Below are 19,069 nucleotides of genomic sequence, written 5' to 3' on the forward strand. Positions count from 1 at the left end.
CCCTCCCCCTCCCCTGACTCGAGCCACTGGGACGTCATGCAGATCCAAGACCTTCCGTACCCCGACCCGGGTGTGCCGGACGCACGCTCGGGCCCCCGCTTCCTGTGGTGGCTGGGCCGCAACCAGCTCGGCGGTCAACTCAAGGCCCTGGCCTGGGGGCTGCTGCACTTCGTGGCCGTCTCGGCGCAGCCGTTCTGCGTGGGTTTCGCGATCGAGGCCGTCGTGGACCGCTCCGGCTCCCGACTCGCCCTCAGCGGCGTGGTGATGGCCCTGTGCGGCGTCGCCACCGCCGTCGGGGACACGTTCCTGCACCGGGCCGCGGTCACCAACTGGATCACCGCCGCCGCCCGGGTCCAGCAACTGCTCGCCCGCCAGGCCTCACGGCTCGGTTCCGCGCTGACCCGGCGGGTCGCGGCCGGTGAGGTCGTGGCCGTCTCCACGGGCGACGTCGAGAAGATCGGCTGGTTCGTCGAGGCGGTGTCACGTTTCACCGCGGCGGCCCTCACCGTCCTCCTGGTCTGTGCGGGCCTGGTCGTGTACGAGCCCGCGCTCGGCGTCGTGGTCGCCGTGGGGCTGCCCGTCCTCGCGCTCGCGGTGCTGCCCCTGCTGCCGCGGGCGACCCGCCGGGCCGACTTCCAGCGCGAGAAGGCCGGACGGGCCACCGAACTCGCGTCGGACACCGTGGCGGGCCTGCGGGTGCTGCGCGGGATCGGCGGCGAGGAACTCTTCCTCGACCGTTACCGCAGCGCCTCCCAGGAGGTGCGGCACGCGGCGGTGCGGAGCGCCCGCATGTGGTCGCTGATCAGCGCCATCCAGGTGCTGTTGCCGGGCCTGCTGCTCATCGCGGTCGTCTGCTACGGCGTCCATCTGGCGCGCGAGGGCCGCATCACGGTGGGCGAACTGGTCACGGTCTACAGCTCCGTGATGGTCCTCGCCTATCCCCTCAGGCACTTCGAGGAGATCGCGATGGCCTACTCCTTCTCCCGGCCGTCGGCCCATCGTGCCGCAGGTGTGCTGTCGCTGGAACGGGCGACCGACATCGGCGGGTCGCGCGCGGCCGAAGCGCCCTCGGGAGACCTGTACGACCCCGCCACCGGCCTGCTCGCCCCGGCCACCCGGTTCACCGCCGTGGTGTGCGGCGACCCCGACGCGGCCGGGCTCCTGGCCGAACGGCTGGGCGGCCACCCCCCGGAGGACGGCCCCTCGGTCCTGCTCGGCGGCGTCCCCCTGGACGAACTCCCGCTGGACTGTGCGCGCACGGCCGTCCTCGTCCAGGACAAGGATCCCGTCCTGCTGTCCGGCGCTCTGCGCGACCTGCTCGACGTTCCCGCCTCGGGAGAGGTGGACGCGAGTGCGGCGCTGGCCGCCGCCCAGTGCGGCGACGTCCTCGAGGCGCTGGTGCAGGGGTCGTTGGAGGCCGCCGACCCGATGGACGCCCGTGTCACCGAACGCGGGCGGTCCCTCTCCGGCGGCCAGCGGCAGCGGCTCGCGCTGGCCCGCTCGCTGTACACCGACCCCGAGGTCCTCGTCCTGGACGAGCCCACCTCGGCCGTGGACTCGCACACCGAGGCCCGCATCGCCGAAGGGCTGCGCGAGCTGAGGCGAGGCCGCACGACGGTCGTGTTCACCTCGTCCCCTCTGCTGCTCGACCGCGCCGACCGTGTCGTGCTCGTGCACAAGGGTGTGGCCGTCGCGGCCGGTGTGCACCGCGAACTGCTGCACCACGAACCCCGGTACCGGGCCGTGGTGACCAGGGAGAGCGAAGAAGAGAACGCTCCGAGCACGGACCTCCACGACGAGGGCACTTCCCTGAGCGGCGCGCTGAAACGTCTGGAGAAGAACGAACTCGTCGAGGACGACTTGACACACACCGAGCGCGACTTCGCCCGGGCCGGACGCGAAGAGATCGAGGAGAGCGCATGATCGGCGTGGCGCCACCCGCGTACGACCCGGCGGCACCGACGACGGCGAACACGCTGCCCGTCGGCGCCCCGGCGACCGTGCGCGCCTACGTGGCGGAACTTCTGCGCCGGCACCGCCGCGCCTTCCTGCTCCTTCTGCTCGTCAACACGGTCGCCACGATCGCGTCGATGGTGGGCCCCTGGTTGCTGGGTGACCTGGTGGAGCGACTGGCGGACGGGACGCGCGAGCTCCATCTGGGGCTCACCGCCACCCTGTTCGTCCTCGCCCTGGTCGTCCAGGCCGCCTTCGTACGGCAGGTGCGGCTGCGCGGTGCGATGCTCGGCGAGCGGATGCTGGCCGACCTGCGCGAGGACTTCCTCGTCCGGTCGGTCCGTCTGCCTCCCGGCGTCCTGGAGCGGGCCGGCACGGGCGACCTGCTCTCCCGCATCACCACGGACATCGACCGGCTGGCCAACGCGATGCGCGAGGCCGTGCCCCAGTTGACCATCGGCGTGATGTGGGCCCTGCTGCTGCTCGGCGGGCTCGTGGTCACGGCGCCGCCGCTCGCACCGGCCGTGCTGGTCGCGGCTCCGCTGCTGATCGTCGGATGCCGCTGGTACTTCAAGCGGGCGCCGGCCGGCTACCGCTCCGAGGCCGCCGGCTACGCGGCCGTGGCCGCCGCCCTCGCCGAGACGGTGGACGCCGGCCGGACCGTCGAGGCGCACCGCCTGGGCGGCCGCCGCATCGCGCTCTCGGAGGAGCGCATCCAGCAGTGGACCGCCTGGGAGCGCTACACGCTGTGGCTGCGGTCCGTGCTCTTCCCCGTGATCAACATGGTGCATGTGACGGTCCTCGGCTCGGTGCTGATGCTGGGCGGCGCGTTCGTGCTCCAGGGCTGGATCGACGTCGGGCAGCTGACGACGGGAGCGCTGCTCGCGCAGATGCTCGTCGACCCGGTGAACCTCGTGCTGCGCTGGTACGACGAGCTCCAGGTCGCCCAGGTGTCGCTGGCCCGGCTGGTCGGCGTGCGGGACATCGAGCCGGACGGAGGGGACCGCGAGCTGGCTCCGAACGGCCACGACGTGCTCGCCGACCGGGTGCACTTCGGCTACCGCGAGGGCGTCGACGTCCTGCGCAAGGTCTCCCTGGAGGTCTCCCCCGGCACCCGGCTGGCCCTGGTAGGCCCTTCGGGCGCGGGCAAGTCCACCCTCGGACGGCTGCTCGCCGGGATCTACGCGCCCCGCGACGGCCGGATCACCCTCGGCGGCGCGGAGCTGTCGCGGATGACCGCCGAACGGGTCCGCTCCCACGTGGCCCTGGTCAACCAGGAGCATCACGTCTTCGTGGGCTCCCTGCGCGACAACCTCCGCCTCGCCCTCCCCCACACGCGTTCGGGTCCGGACGAGGAGGCCTCGACGGCGGCACAGGACGCCGCGCTGTGGGCCTCCCTGGCCGCGGTCGACGCCGACGGCTGGGCCAGGGCCCTGGAGGACGGCCTCGACACCGAGGTCGGCTCGGGCGGCGTCGCGCTCACGCCGGCGCAGGCCCAGCAGATCGCGCTGGCCCGTCTGGTGCTGGCCGACCCGCACACACTGGTCCTGGACGAGGCCACCTCGCTGCTCGACCCCCGGGCCGCCCGCCATCTGGAACGCTCCCTGGCGCGTGTTCTGGACGGCCGCACGGTCGTCGCGATCGCCCACCGGCTCCACACCGCTCACGACGCCGACGTGATCGCCGTCGTCGAGAACGGCCGCATCAGCGAGCTGGGCAGTCACGACGAGCTGGTGGCGGCGGGAGGCGCGTACGCGGCTCTCTGGAGGTCCTGGCACGGGTGAGCAGCGGGGCGGGCGCGGCGACGGCCCGCCCCGGGCGCCGAGCCCGACCCTGGGGGCGCGGATGCACGTGCCGGGCGCGGCGGGGTGCGTGCGGCGGCGGGTCGCGGTCCCGGCGGGGGCCGCTGTCCCGTGGAAGGACGGCGGGGGCGGCTGTCCGGTGGAAGGCGCCCGCGTCCGGTGCCGGGCCGGGACACGGCCCACTCCGTGGGCCGGAGCGCAGGGCGGCCCGAGGGCCGGGGGCGGCGGCGACGACCCGTCCGCGGTGAGCGGCGCGCCTGCTCGCGCGGGCTCTGGCGTTGCGCGGTACCGAAGCAGGGTGGAACGCTGGATATCGGCACCCGCGCGGGAGACCGTCGGAATCCATCCGGCACACGCCGCGCCCGGCCGACGCCCTGTACGGCGGCATCCGACCGCCGGCCGCGGAGGGAACCGGCCCGTCACCCCCTGGAGGTAGCCGTGAACAGCGCCGACGGATGGGGAGACGACGTCTACCAGCCCGACGCCTCCGACATCCAGGACGACGCGGGGCTGCTCGACGGGGAGGACACCCTGGAGAACGACGGCGTCGAGGACCCCCTCGACCGCGGCTGGTCCCCGCCGGAGCGCCCCTGGGCCGTGGAGCACAGCGGGGTGACCGCCGCGGAGCGCCGGCAGGGCGAGAGCCTGGACCAGCGCCTCGCCGAGGAGCTGCCGGACCCCGAGGCGCCCGACGGCGACGGCCTGGGCGACTGCGACGGCACGGACGGGGAACTCCTCGACAACGAGGTCGGCGCGATGCGCTCCGGACGGCTCGTGGCGCCCGACGAGGGCGTCCACGAGGACGAGGAGAGCGCGCTGATCGCCACGGACGTCGGCATCGACGGCGCGGCCGCCTCCGCGGAGGAGGCCGCGATGCACATCGTCGACGAGGACGCCCTGTCCGGTTGAACCGCACGAGGAGCATTCATGCAGCAGGACAAGCAGCCCGACTACCACGAGGTCGTCTTCCGCGACCGCGCCGCCGGTTTCGCCTTCCTGACCCGGTCCACGGCCGTCAGCGAGCAGAGCATCGAGTGGGACGACGGTGAGACCTATCCGGTCGTGGACGTGGAGATCTCCTCGGAGAGCCACCCGTTCTACACGGGCAAGGCCCGCACGGTGGACAGCGAGGGCCGGGTCGCCCGCTTCGAACGGCGCTACGGCGACGGCGGCGCGATGACCTGATCCGGGCGTCAGATGTAGTTGAGGGCTGCCGCCCCGCCCACCCCGCCGAGCACCATGAACACGGGCATGAGCACCTTCAGCTCGACCCAGCTGCCCGCCCGGAACCGCATCGCCTTGGGCGGGCCGATCGGGTACCAGCGCTTGCGTCCGATGGGGATGGGCCACAGGACCGGGCAGCCGGAGACGGTCAGGGCGTCGCCGATGTCGTGCACCAGAGCACCCAGCACGATGGGCAGTCCCAGCCACATGTACGCCTGGCCGGGATGGGTGAACAGCCAGTCCGAGCCGTTGCCGGGCTTGTCGAGGACGCCGGCGATGATCCACGCGCTGGTCGCGGCGAGCAGCCACACCAGCACGTCGCTGCTGGAGCCCCGGGCCGCCCGCCACAGCAGTCCCTCGATCGCGAGCACCATGTGCACGAACAGGATCGCCAGCACCGCCCAGCGGCCGCCGGTGATCGCCAGCGCGGAGGACCCGGCGCCGATCATGACCGCCCACAGCCACGTGTGCGTGAGAGTGCGGTGCCCGCCGGAGCGCCGCGGGTCGCCCTGCTTGCGCGTGGACTTGTAGACGGCGTAGGAGAGCTTGTCGACGATCTCGCACAGCCACCGCGAGAGGGGTCCGAAGGACCGGGAGATGGTGGCGGCCTTGTGGTCGAGATCCGGGGCGAGCGCGGCGCCGGCGCAGATCAGCGCGCCGGCGAGCAGGACCGGCCAGGGCATCGTGTGCCCCGCGGCGGCGGCGGCCGCGCCGACGCCGAGCCAGGCTGCGGCGCCCGACAGTGAGTGTGCTGGTCCCATCATGGCCGTTGCCCGCCCCATTCCTCGTGTGCCGCTGTCCAGTTGACCGGGTGCGATGACGCTCCGTCGGCGACACAGCGTAGCCGCCGTGATCTTCGGGTCGGCAGCCGATTCCCCCCTCGGGGGTGACGGCAGGCAAGATGGGGTCGTGACCCTCATCGATCAGCTGCCGCCGACCGCAGATCCCGACGCCCTGTACGAAGCCTTCGAGTCCTGGGCGCAGGAGCGCGGTCTGACGCTCTACCCCCACCAGGAGGAGGCGCTGATCGAGGTGGTCTCCGGGGCGAACGTGATCGTGTCGACGCCCACGGGGTCCGGGAAGAGCATGATCGCCGCGGCCGCGCACTTCGCGGCCCTCGCGCGGGACGAGGTCACGTTCTACACGGCGCCGATCAAGGCGCTGGTGTCGGAGAAGTTCTTCGAGCTGTGCAAGATCTTCGGCACGGAGAACGTCGGCATGCTGACCGGCGACGCGTCGGTGAACTCCGACGCGCCGGTGATCTGCTGCACGGCCGAGGTCCTCGCGTCGATCGCGCTGCGCGACGGCAAGCACGCCGACGTCGGCCAGGTAGTCATGGACGAGTTCCACTTCTACGCGGAGGGCGACCGCGGCTGGGCGTGGCAGATCCCGATCCTGGAGCTTCCGCAGGCGCAGTTCGTGCTCATGTCGGCCACGCTCGGAGACGTGTCCTTCTTCGAGAAGGACCTGACCCGGCGCACCGGCCGGCCCACGGCGGTGGTCCGCTCGGCGACCCGTCCCGTGCCGCTGTCGTACGAGTACCGGTACACCCCGATGACGGAGACGCTCACCGACCTGCTGGACACCCGGCAGGCTCCCGTCTACATCGTGCACTTCACGCAGGCGCAGGCCGTGGAGCGCGCGCAGGCGCTGATGAGCATCAACATGTGCTCGCGCGAGGAGAAGGAGCGGATCGCCGCCCTGATCGGCAACTTCCGCTTCACCACGAAGTTCGGCCAGAACCTGTCGCGCTACGTGCGGCACGGCATCGGCGTCCACCACGCGGGCATGCTGCCGAAGTACCGGCGGCTGGTGGAGAAGCTCGCGCAGGCCGGTCTGCTGAAGGTGATCTGCGGTACGGACACACTGGGCGTGGGCGTGAACGTGCCCATCCGCACGGTGCTGTTCACGGCGCTCACCAAGTACGACGGCAACCGGGTGCGCACGCTGCGGGCGCGTGAGTTCCACCAGATCGCGGGTCGTGCGGGCCGGGCCGGCTTCGACACGGCGGGTCTGGTGGTCGCGCAGGCCCCCGAGCACGTCATCGAGAACGAGAAGGCCCTCAGCAAGGCCGGCGACGACCCGAAGAAGCGTCGCAAGGTGGTGCGCAAGAAGGCGCCCGAGGGGTTCGTGGGCTGGACGGAGAACACCTTCGACAAGCTGATCGACTCCGACCCCGAGCCGCTGACGTCGCGCTTCCGCGTCACGCACACCATGCTGCTGTCGGTGATCGCCCGGCCCGGAAACGCCTTCGAGGCGATGCGGCACCTGCTGGAGGACAACCACGAGCCGCGCAAGCAGCAGTTGCGGCACATCCGGCGCGCGATCGCGATCTACCGCTCGCTGCTGGACGGCGGGGTCGTGGAGAAGCTGGACGAGCCGGACGCCAGCGGCCGGATCGTGCGTCTCACCGTGGACCTCCAGCAGGACTTCGCGCTGAACCAGCCGCTGTCCACCTTCGCGCTGGCCGCGTTCGAACTGCTGGATCCGGAGTCGCCCTCCTACGCGCTGGACATGGTCTCCGTCGTGGAGTCCACCCTGGACGACCCGCGCCAGATCCTGGCCGCCCAGCAGAACAAGGCGCGCGGCGAGGCGGTGGCCGCGATGAAGGCGGACGGCGTCGAGTACGAGGAGCGCATGGAGCGCCTGCAGGACGTCTCGTACCCGAAGCCTTTGGAGGAGCTCCTCTTCCACGCGTACGACACGTACCGCAAGAGCCACCCGTGGGTCGGCGACCACCCGCTGTCGCCGAAGTCCGTCATCCGGGACATGTACGAGCGGGCGATGTCGTTCACCGAGCTGGTCTCGCACTACGACCTGGCCCGCACCGAGGGCATCGTGCTGCGGTACCTGGCCGGCGCGTACAAGGCGCTCGACCACACCGTCCCCGACGACCTCAAGTCCGAGGACCTGCAGGACCTGATCGCGTGGCTGGGCGAGATGGTGCGCCAGGTCGACTCCAGCCTGCTGGACGAGTGGGAGCAGCTCGCCAACCCGGAGGTGATGACCGCCGAGGAGGTTCAGGAGAAGGCCGACGAAGTCAAGCCGGTCACCGCCAACGCCCGTGCCTTCCGGGTCCTGGTCCGCAACGCGATGTTCCGCAGGGTCGAGCTGGCCGCCCTCGACCGGGTCGACGAACTCGGCGAGCTGGACGGCGAGTCCGGCTGGGACGCGGACGCGTGGGGCGAGGCGATGGACAAGTACTGGGACGAGTACGACGACCTCGGCACCGGCCCCGACGCCCGAGGGCCGAAACTGCTCGTCCTTAAGGAGGAGCCGCAGAACGCGCTGTGGCGGGTCCGGCAGATCTTCGACGACCCCGAGGACGACCACGACTGGGGCATCAGCGCGGAGGTCGACCTCACGGCGTCCGACGCCGAGGGCCGTGCCGTCATCCGCGTCACCTCCGTCGGCCAGTTGTGACAGCCCACGCAGGCCCGGCGGCACGGACCGGCCCGAGCGCGACAGAGGCGCGCGGGGCAACGGGCGCGACCGGCGCGACGGGCGCGACGGGCGCGACGGGCGCGACGGGCGCGACGGGCGCGACAAGAACCGGGACACGCACAGGATCACGCGCAGAAGAAGGCACAGGAGACACGCACCGATGACGAATCCGGCCGAGAGACTCGTCGACCTGCTCGACCTGGAGCAGATCGAGGTCAACATCTTCCGGGGCCGCAGCCCGAACGAGTCGCTGCAGCGGGTCTTCGGCGGCCAGGTGGCGGGCCAGGCGCTGGTCGCGGCCGGCCGGACCACCGAGGGCGACCGGCCCGTGCACTCGTTGCACGCGTACTTCCTGCGCCCGGGCAGGCCGGGCGTGCCGATCGTGTACCAGGTGGAGCGGGTGCGGGACGGCAGGTCGTTCACGACCCGCCGGGTCACCGCCGTGCAGCAGGGGCGCACGATCTTCAATCTCACCGCCTCCTTTCACAAGCCTGAGGAAGGTCCCTTCGAGCACCAGCTGCCGCCGGCGCGCGAGGTGCCGGACCCGGAGTCCCTGCCGACGGTGACGGAGGAGATCCGGGCCCATCTGGGCGCGCTGCCGGAGCAGTTGGAGCGCATGGCGCGCCGCCAGCCCTTCGACATCCGCTACGCGGAACCGCTGCGCTGGAGCGCGCAGGACGTCAAGGAAGCCGAGCCGCGCAGCGCGGTGTGGATGCGCGCGGTCGGCCCGCTCGGCGACGACCCGCTCGTCCACACCTGCGCGCTCACGTACGCCAGTGACATGACCTTGCTGGATGCCGTGCGTCTGCCGATCGAGCCCTTGTGGGGGCAGCGCAATTTCGACATGGCGTCGCTGGACCACGCGATGTGGTTCCATCGGCCGTTCCGTGCGGACGAGTGGTTCCTGTACGACCAGGAGTCGCCGATCGCGACGGGCGGTCGCGGACTGGCCCGGGGGCGCATCTACGACCTGGAGGGACGCCTGCTGGTGTCGGTCGTGCAGGAAGGGCTGTTCCGGGCGCTGTAGGCGTCGCCGGGGTCGCCGAGGCCGCTGGGGTCACGTGGTGCGGCGGCGCATCCGGCTCAGCAGACCGCGTGCGGAGCGGCCGGCGGGGCCCTCCTCGGGGGCGTTCCGCTGCTCCGGTGGACGCGCCGGCGCCGGTTTCGGGGCAGGGCGTGGCGCGGGCTGTTCGACGCGCGCCGCGTCCAGAGTGCGCCGCAGGTCGGAGGTCAGCCAGGCGATCTCGTCGGGGTCCGCCGCCGTCATGATCTTCTCGACGAGGTGTGCGGCCGGCGTGCCGGGTGCGCAGTGGGCCGGCGGTCCGGGCCGGAAGCGGTCCAGGTGGGCGCGCTCGTAGGGGTCCTCGACGATCTCGGCGACCTGGACGGGGTCGAGGAACCCGGCCAGGACTCCGGCGTACTGCCAGGGGCCCTCCGCCTGGCGGAGCAGGAAGCCCAGGTGACGTCCGCGCCAGTTGCGGGGCCGCAGGTCGACGCCGGCGGCCAGTTGGCTGCGCAGCACCTCGGGCGTGCGGCCGGTGAACAGGAACGCGTTGGTCCGGTCCGCGGCGAACTGGCTCAGTTCCTGGGCGAGATACAGCCAGACGACGGCCCGGTAGCGGTTGAGGTAGAACCTCACGGGCACCACCAGCCCCAGGCGCGCGAGTCGGGTGAAGCGCGTCGGCGGCACGCCGAGCAGCGTGGCGCCTTCGGCGGTCCCGACGGCCCGCACGCTCTCGCGCAACGCTTCGGGGAAGCCGGGCTGCGCGCGCAGGCGGTCGATCTCGGCCCGCGGCACCCTGCCGACGCCGCCCGCCTCGTCGGGCACGGTCCTGATGCTCCCGAGGTGCACGGCGAGATCGAGCTCGGCCCGCTTCAGGTCGAGGTCGCGTGCGGCGCGGCTCGGCGTGCAGGAGGCGGAGTCGGGCCCGACGTCGGGTGCCTGGGGCGCGCTCATGCGGGCGCCGGTATGTGCGGGGTTCGCGTGAGCGGCGGCGCGGGGGGCGTTCGTGCAGGCGGCGGCCCGGGCGTCGTTCGTGCTGGTGGTGGTGCGGATGGCGTTCGTGCTGGTGATGGTGCGGGACATGGTCGTCTCCCCCGTGGAGCGAAGTGGCGTCGGGCGAGACCCCGCCCTGTGCGGTGGCCTCGGAAAAACCGTAGCCGACCTCTCACGGAGCGTGACGAACCTGTGGATAACTCTCGACGGGAGGAGGGAATTCCCAGGTCAGAGCTCCGTCAGCGGTGCTCGCTCCGGCTGCCGGGCATCGACGGTGAGATGCTCGCCGACCTGGTTGACGAGCAGGGTCATCTCGTAGGCGATCCGGCCCATGTCGGCGTCCGCCCCGCTGAGCACGCACAGGCAACTGCCGGTGCCCGCGGCGGTCACGAACAGGACGGCGTCGTCGAACTCGATCATGGTCTGCCGCACCTGGCCCGCTCCGAAGTGGCGCCCCGAGCCCTTGGCGAGGCTGTGCAGGCCGGACGAGACGGCGGCGAGGTGCTCGGCGTCCTCCTGGCGCATGCCCGAGCTCGCGGCGGCCACCAGCCCGTCGTTGGACAGGACGAGCGCATGGCGTACGGGCTCGACGCGCTCGGTCAGATCGTCCAGCAGCCGGTCCAGGCCCTCGTTCTGCCCCATGCCCCACTCCCCGTGTGACGTCCCCGTGTGATCCTCCGCCTCGCCGGAGCACCTGTTCGCCAGCCTTGCGCAGGACCGGGGGCGGGAGCAAGGAGGATGGCGGCATGGCACAGAAGATGACCGATGAGGAATGGCGGGCTTTCGTCACGCACGGAACCCGCACCGGAAAACTGTCCACCGTGCGGGCCGACGGCAGCCCCCACGTGGCGCCGATCTGGTTCGTGCTCGACGGCGACGACGTGGTCTTCAACACCGGCAAGGACACGGTGAAGGGCCGCAACCTGGCCCGGGACGGCCGGATCGCGCTCTGCGTGGACGACGACCGGCCGCCGTTCGACTACGTGGTCCTGCAGGGCCGTGCCCGGATCTCGGAGGAACCCGACGAGCTCCGGCACTGGGCGGCCCGGATCGCGGCCCGGTACATGGGCGAGGAGCGCGCCGAGGAGTTCGGTGCCCGCAACGGCGTACCGGGCGAACTCCTCGTCCGCGTCACCATCGCCAAGGTCCTCGCCCAGAAGCGCGTCGCGGACTGACCCCGCCCTTCGTTCCGTGAGAACCCCGTCAGCCGACGGAGTCGAGCAGCCGGGCGGTGTGCACCCGCCCGGCGTACTCGACCAGTCTGATCAGGACCTCCTTGCCCGAGTCGCGGTCGCGGGCGTCGCACAGGACGACGGGGGTGCCGCCGTCCAGGTCGAGCGCGCGCGAGACGTCCTGGGCGCCGTACGTCCGCGAGCCGGTGAAGCAGTTGACCGCGACGACGAACGGGATGTGCCGGTGTTCGAAGTAGTCGACCGCCGGAAAACAGTCCTCCAGACGCCTGGTGTCGGCGAGGACCACCGCGCCCAGAGCGCCCTGGGACAGCTCGTCCCACAGGAACCAGAAGCGGTCCTGGCCAGGCGTCCCGAACAGGTACAGGGAGAGGCCGGAGCGGATGGTGATGCGGCCGAAGTCCATCGCGACGGTGGTCGTGACCTTGTGGTCCACGCCGTCGGTGTCGTCCACGGACTGGCCCGCTTCGCTGAGCAGCTCCTCGGTGCGCAGCGGCTTGATCTCGCTCACCGCGCCCACCATGGTGGTCTTGCCCACGCCGAACCCACCGGCGACCAGTATCTTCAACGCCAGGGGAGCCGTCTCGCCGGTGGCGTCGGAATGCTCGGAGACCATGGATCACTTCTCTCGGGAGTGCCGGTAGCGGTCTGCGTCGGTGCGACGGTGCGCGTAGGTGGGACGGTCTGCGTCGGGCGGCGGTGGAAGGGAACGGTCGTGCCGGGCCCGGCACGGGGATCGCGCGGGGGCGCGGTCGCGTAGCCAGCATCATGACAAGCGGGCTCCCTCGGCGAGCGGTTCGACCGGGTCCGACCGATGTGACCGCCTCCTGTGCGTCGGTGTCCGCAAGAGTGCACGACTCGGCACTGCCCGGGCCCGTATGCGTCCGGATCGGTCCGGACGTTCGTCTACAGCGCGCGCAGACCGTCGATGACCTCGCGCAGGATGCGTTCGTCCGGCAACTGCGCGGGCGGCACCGGACGGCTGACGAGGAGGCAGCCCAGTTCCAGCAGATCGCCGAGCAGCACGCGGACCACGCCCACGGGGAGATCGGCGCCCGCCGCGAGTTCGGCGACGGACTGCGTCTCCGCACGGCACAGGCCCATCAGGGCCCGGTGTTCGGGCCCGAGCGCCGTGCCGTCCGTGCCGAGCGCGCCCGGATCCAGCGTGACCAGGGCGATCAGGTCGAAACGCACGCCCGAGGGTCCGGGTCGGGTGCGTCCGCCCGTCATGGCGTAGGGGCGGACGAGCGGGCCGGCCTCGTTGTCGTACCACTGGCTGTCCGACGCGCGTGGGGCGGCGGTCCTGTCCTCGGTCATCTGCGCGGGTCGCTCTCGGGCCTCATCCGAGCGGCGGTCGCGCGCCGTGGCGCGGTGGCGTATAGAGGTGCTCTCCGACCCGTTTGACCAGCCGGGCCATCTCGTAGGCGACCAGGCCGATGTCGGCGGTCACGGCGGTGAGGAGGGCGAGACAGGAGCCGTCGCCCGCGGCGGCGACGAACAGGAAACCGTCGTCCATCTCCACCATCGTCTGACGCACTCCGCCGGCTCCGAAGTGCCGGCCCGCCCCCTTGGCGAGGCTGTGGAAGCCGGAGGCGACGGCGGCGAGGTGTTCGGCGTCCTCCCGTCTGAGGTCGGTGGAGGCGCCGACGGCGAGGCCGTCGTTGGACAGCACCACCGCGTGCCGTACCTCGCTGACGCGCATCACCAGGTCGTCCAGCAGCCAGTCGAGTTCACCCGACCGCTGGGCCGACCGCGTACTCGGGTCCTGGATCATGCGGGGTCTCCTTCACTGCTGTTACTGCCGGAGGCCGGGTCCGGGCCTGCCGGACGTCCGGGTTGTCTTCCGCCGCCGCGGGCCCAGCCGTCCCGGTAGGCGGCCATGCGGTCCCGGACGACTTCGGGAGTGCGTGCCTCGTCGCCGCGCGGGGCCGAGTGCGGAGCCGGTTCCTCGGGGTGCGGGCGGCGCAGCTGGGGGGCGAGACTGGCCTGCCGCACCCGGCGGGGGAGATCGTCCGAGCCTTCGATGTCGTCCGGGGGGCGGTGCAGGCGCAATGCGGTCACTCCGGAGGGCGGTGGGTCGCCGGCCGCCGGTTCGGCGGCTGTCCGCCGGGGGGCCGCCGGCGCGGGTCGTACGGCGGGGGCGGGGACGGCGTCGTGACGCCGCTCGACCGACTGCCGGTCGCCGAAGTGCGCGTCGACGGCCGGCCGATCGACGGCTGCACGGTCGGCGCTTTGCTCGTCGCCGGTCCGGCGGTCGGCGCTGTGGCCGTCGGCGGACAGACGATCGGCGCTGTGGCCGTCGGCGGTCCGACGCTCGGCTCTTCGGCTGTCGGCGGTCCGACGGCCGACGCCGTGGCCCTCGAGGGCCCGGGGGGCTACTGCCGGGCGGTCGACCGCGGGCACGCGCGCGTACTCGCGTTCCTCGGCCGGACGCGGCTGTGACGGCCCGACGGCGGAACGTTCCGGCTTCCCGCTGTACAGCAAGGGCGTGGGCAGCAGGACGACGGCCGTGGTGCCGCCGTAGGGCGAGGTCCGCAGGTGCACCTTGATGCCGTGCCGGGCGGCGAGCCTGCTGACCACGAACAGGCCGAGCCGGTCGCTGTCGAACAGATCGAGGGCCTCCGACTGCGCGATGCGCCGGTTCGCCTCGGTGAGCGCCTCCTTGCCCATGCCCAGCCCCCGATCCTCCACTTCGACGGCGTATCCGTTGCCGACCGGTTCGCCGGTGACGCGCACACGCGTGTGCGGCGGAGAGAACTGGGCGGCGTTCTCGACGAGTTCGGCGAGCAGGTGCGTGAGGTCGGCGACCGCGGTGCCGATGACGGCCGCCTCAGGGAGCTGGCGGACCTCCACGCGCGCGTAGTCCTCGACCTCGGACACGGCGGCGCGGACCACGTCGGTGAGGGAGACCGGCATGCGCCAGGCCCGTCCGGGCGCGGCGCCGGAGAGGATGATCAGACTCTCCGCATGGCGTCGCATGCGCGTCGTGAGGTGGTCGAGCCGGAACAGGTCGCTGAGCTCGTTCGGGTCGTCGGAGCGGCGCTCCATGCTGTCCAGGAGGGTCAACTGGCGGTGGACGAGGATCTGACTGCGCCGGGCGAGGTTGACGAAGACGCCGGAGATCCCGCCGGCCAGTTCGGCGCGTTCCGCCGCGGCGCGCAGGGCGGCGCGGTGCACGGTGCTCAGTGCCTCGGCGACCTGGCCGGTCTCGTCCTCGGCGGGCGGTCCGGGCGGTGCTTCGGCGTTCACGTCGATCTCCTCCCCGGCGCGCAGTCTCTGCATGGCCTCGGGGAGTCTGCGCCGGGCGATCTCCAGGGCGCCGTTGCGCAGGCCGACGAGCTCGACGACGAGTCCGCGGCCGATGCGCACCGAGATGACGAGCGAGGCGACGACGCCGGCGAGGCCGAGCAGGACGGCGGCGCCGGGCGCGGTGAACAGCCCGCGGGTCAGCGGGTCCGCACGGTCGGCGGCTTCGCGTCCGGCTTCCCTCTCGAGGGTGCGCATCCCGTACTGCACGCGCGCGTGGGCCGGGTCCCAGACTCCGGCCGGAGCCGCCGTGATCGCCTTGACGCCGGGGCCGTTCGCCAGCACCTCGTCCTCGGCCGCGTACAGGGCCGCGTAGGCGCTGCCTCCCGCGAGCCGCTTCCAGGCGGTGCGTTCGGGGCCGCGCAGATCGACGACGGCTGCCTCCGTCAGCGTGCGACGGCTGCCGACGGCTCCGGCGAACAGGCGCAGGCGCTCGGTGTCGAGACGTCCGGTCGGACGGGCGCCGGAGAGCACGGCGTCCTCGCGCGCCAGGGCCTCTCCCGCCCGCGAGAATTCCAGCAGTACGCGCGCCTGCGAACCGAGTGCGGCGTCCTGGACGTCGGAGAGGGCCCCGCCCACCGAGAAGGCCGCGGAGATCGTGCTCGTGTAGCGGGCGTAGGCCTCCTCCCAGCCTGCGTCGCCGTCGAGCACCGAGGTCCGCAGCGTGGCGAGCGCCCCGGCCCCGGAGACGAACCGCCGGAGCCGCTGGGCCACCCCCGCGGGCAGTTCCCGGCCGTCGGCGACCGTGCTGTGGTCGCCGACCCTGAGCGCGGCGACCGCGCGGTCCGTGCGTGCGGCGAGCGACACGAGGCCGCTGTTCAGCCGGGGGTCGGGGTCGGTCGCGTACCGTACGGCGGCCGCGCGCTCCGTCTGCAGGGCTGCCACCGCGTCCGCGAGCGGCGCGCGGACCTGGGCGTCCACGCGTTGCAGTCGGCGCAGCGCGGAGACGTCTTGGGCGGTGGTGACGGTGGCGTACGCCCACAGGGCCAGCAGGGAGACGACCGGCACCATCAGCAGACAGACGATTCTGGCGCGCACCGTGCGCGGCCGCAGCCGCCGGCGTTCCGCGCGCGGGGACGCCGCGTCCGCCGGTGGACCGACGGGATCGTCCGCCGCCTCGTCGGCCGGGGGCCCGGCGTGGGCGCGGCGCCCGCGCGTGGGGGGCGGCGCGTCGGCGCCGGCCGTGGGGGTCCTACGGGGTGTACGCATGGCCTCCTCGCTCTGCGGGTGGGACGGGGCTCACCGGTCGCATCAGGCGGTCCTGGTCTGCTGCCGGTCGGTGAGGCTCTCCCCCGGACGCTGCGCGGACGCGGACGCCTCGCGCTCTCCCGCGGTGGGCGACAGCGCGACGAAGGCCGAGGTCAGGAAGAGGTAGGACCCGAGGCCGACGGCGAGGGGGAAGATGAACTGCATCGCCGTGGCCCCGGGCAGCGGCGCGCCGGAGGGCGTGACGCGGACGCTCACCGCGAACATCGCCGTGTAGTGCATGCTGCTGACCGCCGCCCCCATGACGAGGGACGCGACGCCGACCGCGACCGGTGAACTGATGTTGAGCGCGGCCCAGAGCGCCGCGGTGGCGGCGACGACCGCGATGAGGACGGAGAGCCCCACCCGCAAGGGGTCGTAGCTCACGTCCCCGTGCAGCCGGACCGCGGCCATGCCGAGGTAGTGCATGCTCGCCACGCCCAGGCCGGTGGTCAGGCCGCCGATCAACAGCGCGCGCGTACGGTCACGGCTGTAGCCGACCGCGAAGACACCGGCGCAGACGACGACCATGGCCACCAGCAGGCTGAGCACGGTCAACGGAACGTCGTAGCGGATGTCGGTGCCGCTCACCGCGAAGCCGAGCATGGCCACGAAGTGCATGGTCCAGATACCGGTGCCGATCGCCGAGGCCGCGGTGATCAGCCAGTTGCGGCGCGAGCGTCCGGTCGCGCCGAGGGCGCGCACGGTGCAGCGCAGCCCGAGAGCGGCGCCGATGCAGGCCATCGCGTACGACAGCACGGGGGTCAGCCAGCCGAAGGCGGCGTGGTCCAGATGTCCCATGGCCCCGGGACGCTAGCCGGAGCACGGAAGCACAAGGGGGGCGCATTTCGAAAGCTGCTGGAATATGACGGGGAAGTGCGACGGAACGACCGGGTCGCGCTCGAACGTGTGCGCCGACGTCTCACCCGTGCCGGTGAGGAATCATGCGGGACATGAGCGACGACCACACACACGTCCAGGAGTTCTTCACCGCGCGCGCCGCGGACTGGGACAGCCGGTTCCCCGACGACGGTCCCGCCTACGAGGCCGCGGCAGGCGAGCTCGGTCTGCGCCGGGGGGACCGTGTGCTCGACGCCGGGTGCGGGACCGGACGCGCCCTGACGCCGCTGCGGGCGGCCGTGGGCCCCTCGGGAACGGTCGTCGGGGTGGACGTGACCCCGGCCATGCTGGAGGCCGCCGTACGGGCCGGACGTGACCGCGACGGGCGGCTGGTGCTCGCCGACGTCGCCGCGCTTCCGCTGCGCTCGGCGTCACTGGACGCCGTGTTCGCGGCGGGGCTCGTCGCCCATCTGCCGCGCCCGCAGGACGACCTGCGCGAGTTGGCCCGGGTGGTGCGCCCCGGTGGCACGCTGGCGCTCTTCCACCCGATCGGCAGGGCGGCGCTCGCGGCCCGCCAGGGCCGGCGGATCACGCCGGAGGACCTCCGCGCGGAGCCCAACCTCGGCCCGCTGCTCGCCCGTTCGGGCTGGCGCATGACGTCGTACGCCGACGAGGACTCCCGCTTCCTCGCCCTCGCCGTCCGGGAGGTCTGAGACTCCCGCCTGTCCGGCGACCGCGCGCACGAACGCGTCCGGCCGGTCGAACATGACGCTGTGGCCCGCCCCGGGAACGGTCACCACCCGCACGCCCGCCCTCTCCAGGGCGTCCGCCCCGGCGAGCTCTCCGGTCAGCCCGCCCTGCGGACGAACGCGGTCGACCGCGTGCGGACCGGTCGGGATCTCGCGCATGTCCGATCCGATGCGCGCCGGAGACCGACGGCGGGAGCGCGCAGTCGGCTCTCGGAGCACCTCGGTGACGCTACCGGCCGCCGAACGCCGAAGAGCCGGCGGACCCCTTTCGGCGCGGTGTGCTCACCATCGCGCGGGCCACCTCCCGGGCCGAGCTCCGCCGGCTGCGCGAGACGCTCGACTCACTGGTCGGCCGGCCCGTCCGCCCTCCGCACGGGGCAGCCCGCCGTGCCGGGCGTCGGGCGGGTGCCCAGTTCCTCGAGCCGGTAGCCGTTCGGATAGCCCTTGATCTCCCGGTTCTGCCGAGCGTGGTGGGGTGTGCGGCGTGGCGGCAGCAGCCGCACCGCTCGTCCACGCGCGCGTACCGCTCCGCGCACCAGGGTGCGCGTGACGGGGCCGGGTGCGCGATAGCGGAAGGCTTCGAGCAGCGATGGGTCGAGGAGGGCGAGCGTCGCGCGGCGCAGGAGGGGCGCCAGCGGCCGCGGATACCAGGAGGCCATCAGGTCCAGCGTGGAGTCCGAGACGCGGCGCGCATCCTCGTCCCAGGCGAAGTGGGCCTCTTCGTAGGCATCGAGACAGGCCTCGAACTCCTCGTAGGTCGCGGGGATGTCCTTGATGCCCATGCGCTGCCCCAGCGTGCGGTAGTAGACGCCGCAGGCGACGATCTCGTGGCGCGAGAGCCTGCGCCATCCGTAGGCGTCGATCCATCGCTTGGGCATCACGACGAACGTGCACAGCACGTACCGCATGTCGTCGTTGCTGATGTCGTAACTGCGGTGCATGCGGTTGATGCGACGGACCGCCGTGCGCCCCTGTTCGCTGTCGAAGCCGTGCTCGACGACGGCGTCGAGCAGCAGGGAGGTGTCGTCGTAGCGCTTCTGGGCGCGGTCCGTGAGTTCCGCGGTCTGCGCGAGCAGGCGCCCGATCGAGGGCACGGCGTAGGTGCGGTACAGGGCCAGCTCGAGGGCCCTTGTGACGTCCCAGGGGAACTCGTAGGCGGCGATCAGCCGGTAGATCTCGAACGCGTCCTCGTGCGGGTCCAGTCGCCGGATCCGTTCCAGTCGCTCGTAGCGCTTCACCGCTGCGTCCCCCTTCTGTCGCCGAAGCGCCAACTCTAGGTTGAGAGGCAGCAGATGATCGCTGCGTCGCGGTCGTCGCCCA

Annotated in this window: 17 protein-coding genes and 1 pseudogene; 9 read left to right on the forward strand and 9 right to left on the reverse strand. The window is 72.6% G+C overall.

Features of this window, described 5'->3' with window-relative positions; all coding sequences use genetic code 11:
• Positions 1–36 precede the first annotated feature (36 nt).
• The 4 genes from KMS84_RS23010 (at position 37) to KMS84_RS23025 (ending at position 4,940) form a co-directional block, all read left to right on the forward strand.
• Positions 37–1,923, forward strand: a complete 1,887-nt coding sequence (locus tag KMS84_RS23010; protein ID WP_256918344.1) for an ABC transporter transmembrane domain-containing protein — start codon at positions 37–39, stop codon at positions 1,921–1,923.
• On the forward strand, positions 1,920–3,737 hold the full coding sequence (locus tag KMS84_RS23015) for an ABC transporter ATP-binding protein (protein ID WP_256918318.1): 1,818 nt from the start codon (positions 1,920–1,922) through the stop codon (positions 3,735–3,737). The genes KMS84_RS23010 and KMS84_RS23015 overlap by 4 nt, the downstream gene beginning before the upstream one ends.
• 456 nt (positions 3,738–4,193) lie before the next feature.
• Positions 4,194–4,664, forward strand: coding sequence for a DUF5709 domain-containing protein (locus tag KMS84_RS23020; RefSeq protein ID WP_256918319.1), 471 nt, complete (start codon positions 4,194–4,196; stop codon positions 4,662–4,664).
• 18 nt (positions 4,665–4,682) lie between these two features.
• On the forward strand, positions 4,683–4,940 hold the full coding sequence (locus KMS84_RS23025; protein ID WP_256918320.1) for a type B 50S ribosomal protein L31: 258 nt from the start codon (positions 4,683–4,685) through the stop codon (positions 4,938–4,940).
• Between the two features lie 8 nt (positions 4,941–4,948).
• On the opposite strand, the gene KMS84_RS23030 is transcribed toward KMS84_RS23025, so the two are convergent.
• Positions 4,949–5,743: a metal-dependent hydrolase gene (locus KMS84_RS23030; RefSeq protein ID WP_256918321.1), complete on the reverse strand. Its 795-nt coding sequence runs from the start codon at positions 5,741–5,743 to the stop codon at positions 4,949–4,951.
• A 145-nt stretch (positions 5,744–5,888) separates the two neighbouring features.
• On the opposite strand from KMS84_RS23030, the gene KMS84_RS23035 reads away from it, so the two are divergent.
• Both KMS84_RS23035 and KMS84_RS23040 read left to right on the forward strand, forming a co-directional pair.
• Complete coding sequence (locus tag KMS84_RS23035) at positions 5,889–8,402, forward strand: DEAD/DEAH box helicase (protein WP_256918322.1); 2,514 nt, start codon at positions 5,889–5,891, stop codon at positions 8,400–8,402.
• A 181-nt stretch (positions 8,403–8,583) separates the two neighbouring features.
• Complete coding sequence (locus KMS84_RS23040) at positions 8,584–9,450, forward strand: acyl-CoA thioesterase (protein ID WP_256918323.1); 867 nt, start codon at positions 8,584–8,586, stop codon at positions 9,448–9,450.
• A 30-nt stretch (positions 9,451–9,480) separates the two neighbouring features.
• Here the strand turns inward: KMS84_RS23040 and KMS84_RS23045 are convergent, their stop codons facing one another.
• Positions 9,481–10,380 (reverse strand): DUF6397 family protein, encoded by a 900-nt coding sequence (locus tag KMS84_RS23045; RefSeq protein WP_256918345.1) that lies wholly within the window; start codon positions 10,378–10,380, stop codon positions 9,481–9,483.
• A 267-nt stretch (positions 10,381–10,647) separates the two neighbouring features.
• The gene (locus KMS84_RS23050; RefSeq protein ID WP_256918324.1) at positions 10,648–11,061 is read right to left on the reverse strand and encodes a roadblock/LC7 domain-containing protein; all 414 of its coding nucleotides are present in this window, start codon (positions 11,059–11,061) and stop codon (positions 10,648–10,650) included.
• A gap of 104 nt (positions 11,062–11,165) precedes the next feature.
• On the opposite strand from KMS84_RS23050, the gene KMS84_RS23055 reads away from it, so the two are divergent.
• A complete protein-coding gene (locus tag KMS84_RS23055; RefSeq protein WP_256918325.1) occupies positions 11,166–11,594 on the forward strand; it encodes a PPOX class F420-dependent oxidoreductase in 429 nt (142 codons plus the stop codon).
• A 28-nt stretch (positions 11,595–11,622) separates the two neighbouring features.
• On the opposite strand, the gene KMS84_RS23060 is transcribed toward KMS84_RS23055, so the two are convergent.
• The 5 genes from KMS84_RS23060 to KMS84_RS23080 form a co-directional block, all read right to left on the reverse strand.
• Positions 11,623–12,225, reverse strand: coding sequence for a GTP-binding protein (locus tag KMS84_RS23060; RefSeq protein WP_256918326.1), 603 nt, complete (start codon positions 12,223–12,225; stop codon positions 11,623–11,625).
• 290 nt (positions 12,226–12,515) lie between these two features.
• Positions 12,516–12,926, reverse strand: coding sequence for a DUF742 domain-containing protein (locus KMS84_RS23065; RefSeq protein WP_256918327.1), 411 nt, complete (start codon positions 12,924–12,926; stop codon positions 12,516–12,518).
• A 22-nt stretch (positions 12,927–12,948) separates the two neighbouring features.
• Positions 12,949–13,383 carry a roadblock/LC7 domain-containing protein gene (locus tag KMS84_RS23070; protein ID WP_256918328.1) on the reverse strand — a complete coding sequence of 145 codons (435 nt, stop codon included), beginning with the start codon at positions 13,381–13,383 and terminating at the stop codon, positions 12,949–12,951.
• Positions 13,380–16,124, reverse strand: a complete 2,745-nt coding sequence (locus tag KMS84_RS23075; protein WP_256918329.1) for an ATP-binding protein — start codon at positions 16,122–16,124, stop codon at positions 13,380–13,382. Before KMS84_RS23075 ends, KMS84_RS23070 begins: the two co-directional genes overlap by 4 nt.
• A 42-nt stretch (positions 16,125–16,166) precedes the next feature.
• Positions 16,167–16,961 carry an MHYT domain-containing protein gene (locus KMS84_RS23080; RefSeq protein WP_256918330.1) on the reverse strand — a complete coding sequence of 265 codons (795 nt, stop codon included), beginning with the start codon at positions 16,959–16,961 and terminating at the stop codon, positions 16,167–16,169.
• Between the two features lie 152 nt (positions 16,962–17,113).
• On the opposite strand from KMS84_RS23080, the gene KMS84_RS23085 reads away from it, so the two are divergent.
• Together KMS84_RS23085 and KMS84_RS23095 are read left to right on the forward strand one after the other, a co-directional pair.
• On the forward strand, positions 17,114–17,713 hold the full coding sequence (locus KMS84_RS23085; protein ID WP_256918331.1) for a class I SAM-dependent methyltransferase: 600 nt from the start codon (positions 17,114–17,116) through the stop codon (positions 17,711–17,713).
• Between the two features lie 269 nt (positions 17,714–17,982).
• Positions 17,983–18,102 (forward strand): annotated as a pseudogene (locus KMS84_RS23095) (PadR family transcriptional regulator); the annotation flags it as partial.
• Here the strand turns inward: KMS84_RS23095 and KMS84_RS23100 are convergent.
• A complete protein-coding gene (locus KMS84_RS23100) occupies positions 18,091–18,987 on the reverse strand; it encodes an oxygenase MpaB family protein (protein ID WP_256918332.1) in 897 nt (298 codons plus the stop codon). The pseudogene KMS84_RS23095 and the gene KMS84_RS23100 sit on opposite strands and share 12 nt — an antisense overlap.
• Positions 18,988–19,069 lie beyond the last annotated feature (82 nt).

Origin of the sequence: Streptomyces hilarionis, assembly GCF_024539675.1 — a bacterium.
Classification (GTDB): Bacteria; Actinomycetota; Actinomycetes; order Streptomycetales; family Streptomycetaceae; genus Streptomyces; species Streptomyces hilarionis.

Coding starts and splice junctions, on each gene's coding strand:
- KMS84_RS23085 (WP_256918331.1), top strand. CDS start 17,114: ATGAGCGACGACCACACACACGTCCAGGAGTTCTTCACCGCGCGCGCC.
- KMS84_RS23075 (WP_256918329.1), bottom strand. CDS start 16,124: ATGCGTACACCCCGTAGGACCCCCACGGCCGGCGCCGACGCGCCGCCC.
- KMS84_RS23040 (WP_256918323.1), top strand. CDS start 8,584: ATGACGAATCCGGCCGAGAGACTCGTCGACCTGCTCGACCTGGAGCAG.
- KMS84_RS23050 (WP_256918324.1), bottom strand. CDS start 11,061: ATGGGGCAGAACGAGGGCCTGGACCGGCTGCTGGACGATCTGACCGAG.
- KMS84_RS23060 (WP_256918326.1), bottom strand. CDS start 12,225: ATGGTCTCCGAGCATTCCGACGCCACCGGCGAGACGGCTCCCCTGGCG.
- KMS84_RS23065 (WP_256918327.1), bottom strand. CDS start 12,926: ATGACCGAGGACAGGACCGCCGCCCCACGCGCGTCGGACAGCCAGTGG.
- KMS84_RS23070 (WP_256918328.1), bottom strand. CDS start 13,383: ATGATCCAGGACCCGAGTACGCGGTCGGCCCAGCGGTCGGGTGAACTC.
- KMS84_RS23025 (WP_256918320.1), top strand. CDS start 4,683: ATGCAGCAGGACAAGCAGCCCGACTACCACGAGGTCGTCTTCCGCGAC.
- KMS84_RS23080 (WP_256918330.1), bottom strand. CDS start 16,961: ATGGGACATCTGGACCACGCCGCCTTCGGCTGGCTGACCCCCGTGCTG.
- KMS84_RS23015 (WP_256918318.1), top strand. CDS start 1,920: ATGATCGGCGTGGCGCCACCCGCGTACGACCCGGCGGCACCGACGACG.
- KMS84_RS23055 (WP_256918325.1), top strand. CDS start 11,166: ATGGCACAGAAGATGACCGATGAGGAATGGCGGGCTTTCGTCACGCAC.
- KMS84_RS23030 (WP_256918321.1), bottom strand. CDS start 5,743: ATGATGGGACCAGCACACTCACTGTCGGGCGCCGCAGCCTGGCTCGGC.
- KMS84_RS23010 (WP_256918344.1), top strand. CDS start 37: ATGCAGATCCAAGACCTTCCGTACCCCGACCCGGGTGTGCCGGACGCA.
- KMS84_RS23045 (WP_256918345.1), bottom strand. CDS start 10,380: ATGAGCGCGCCCCAGGCACCCGACGTCGGGCCCGACTCCGCCTCCTGC.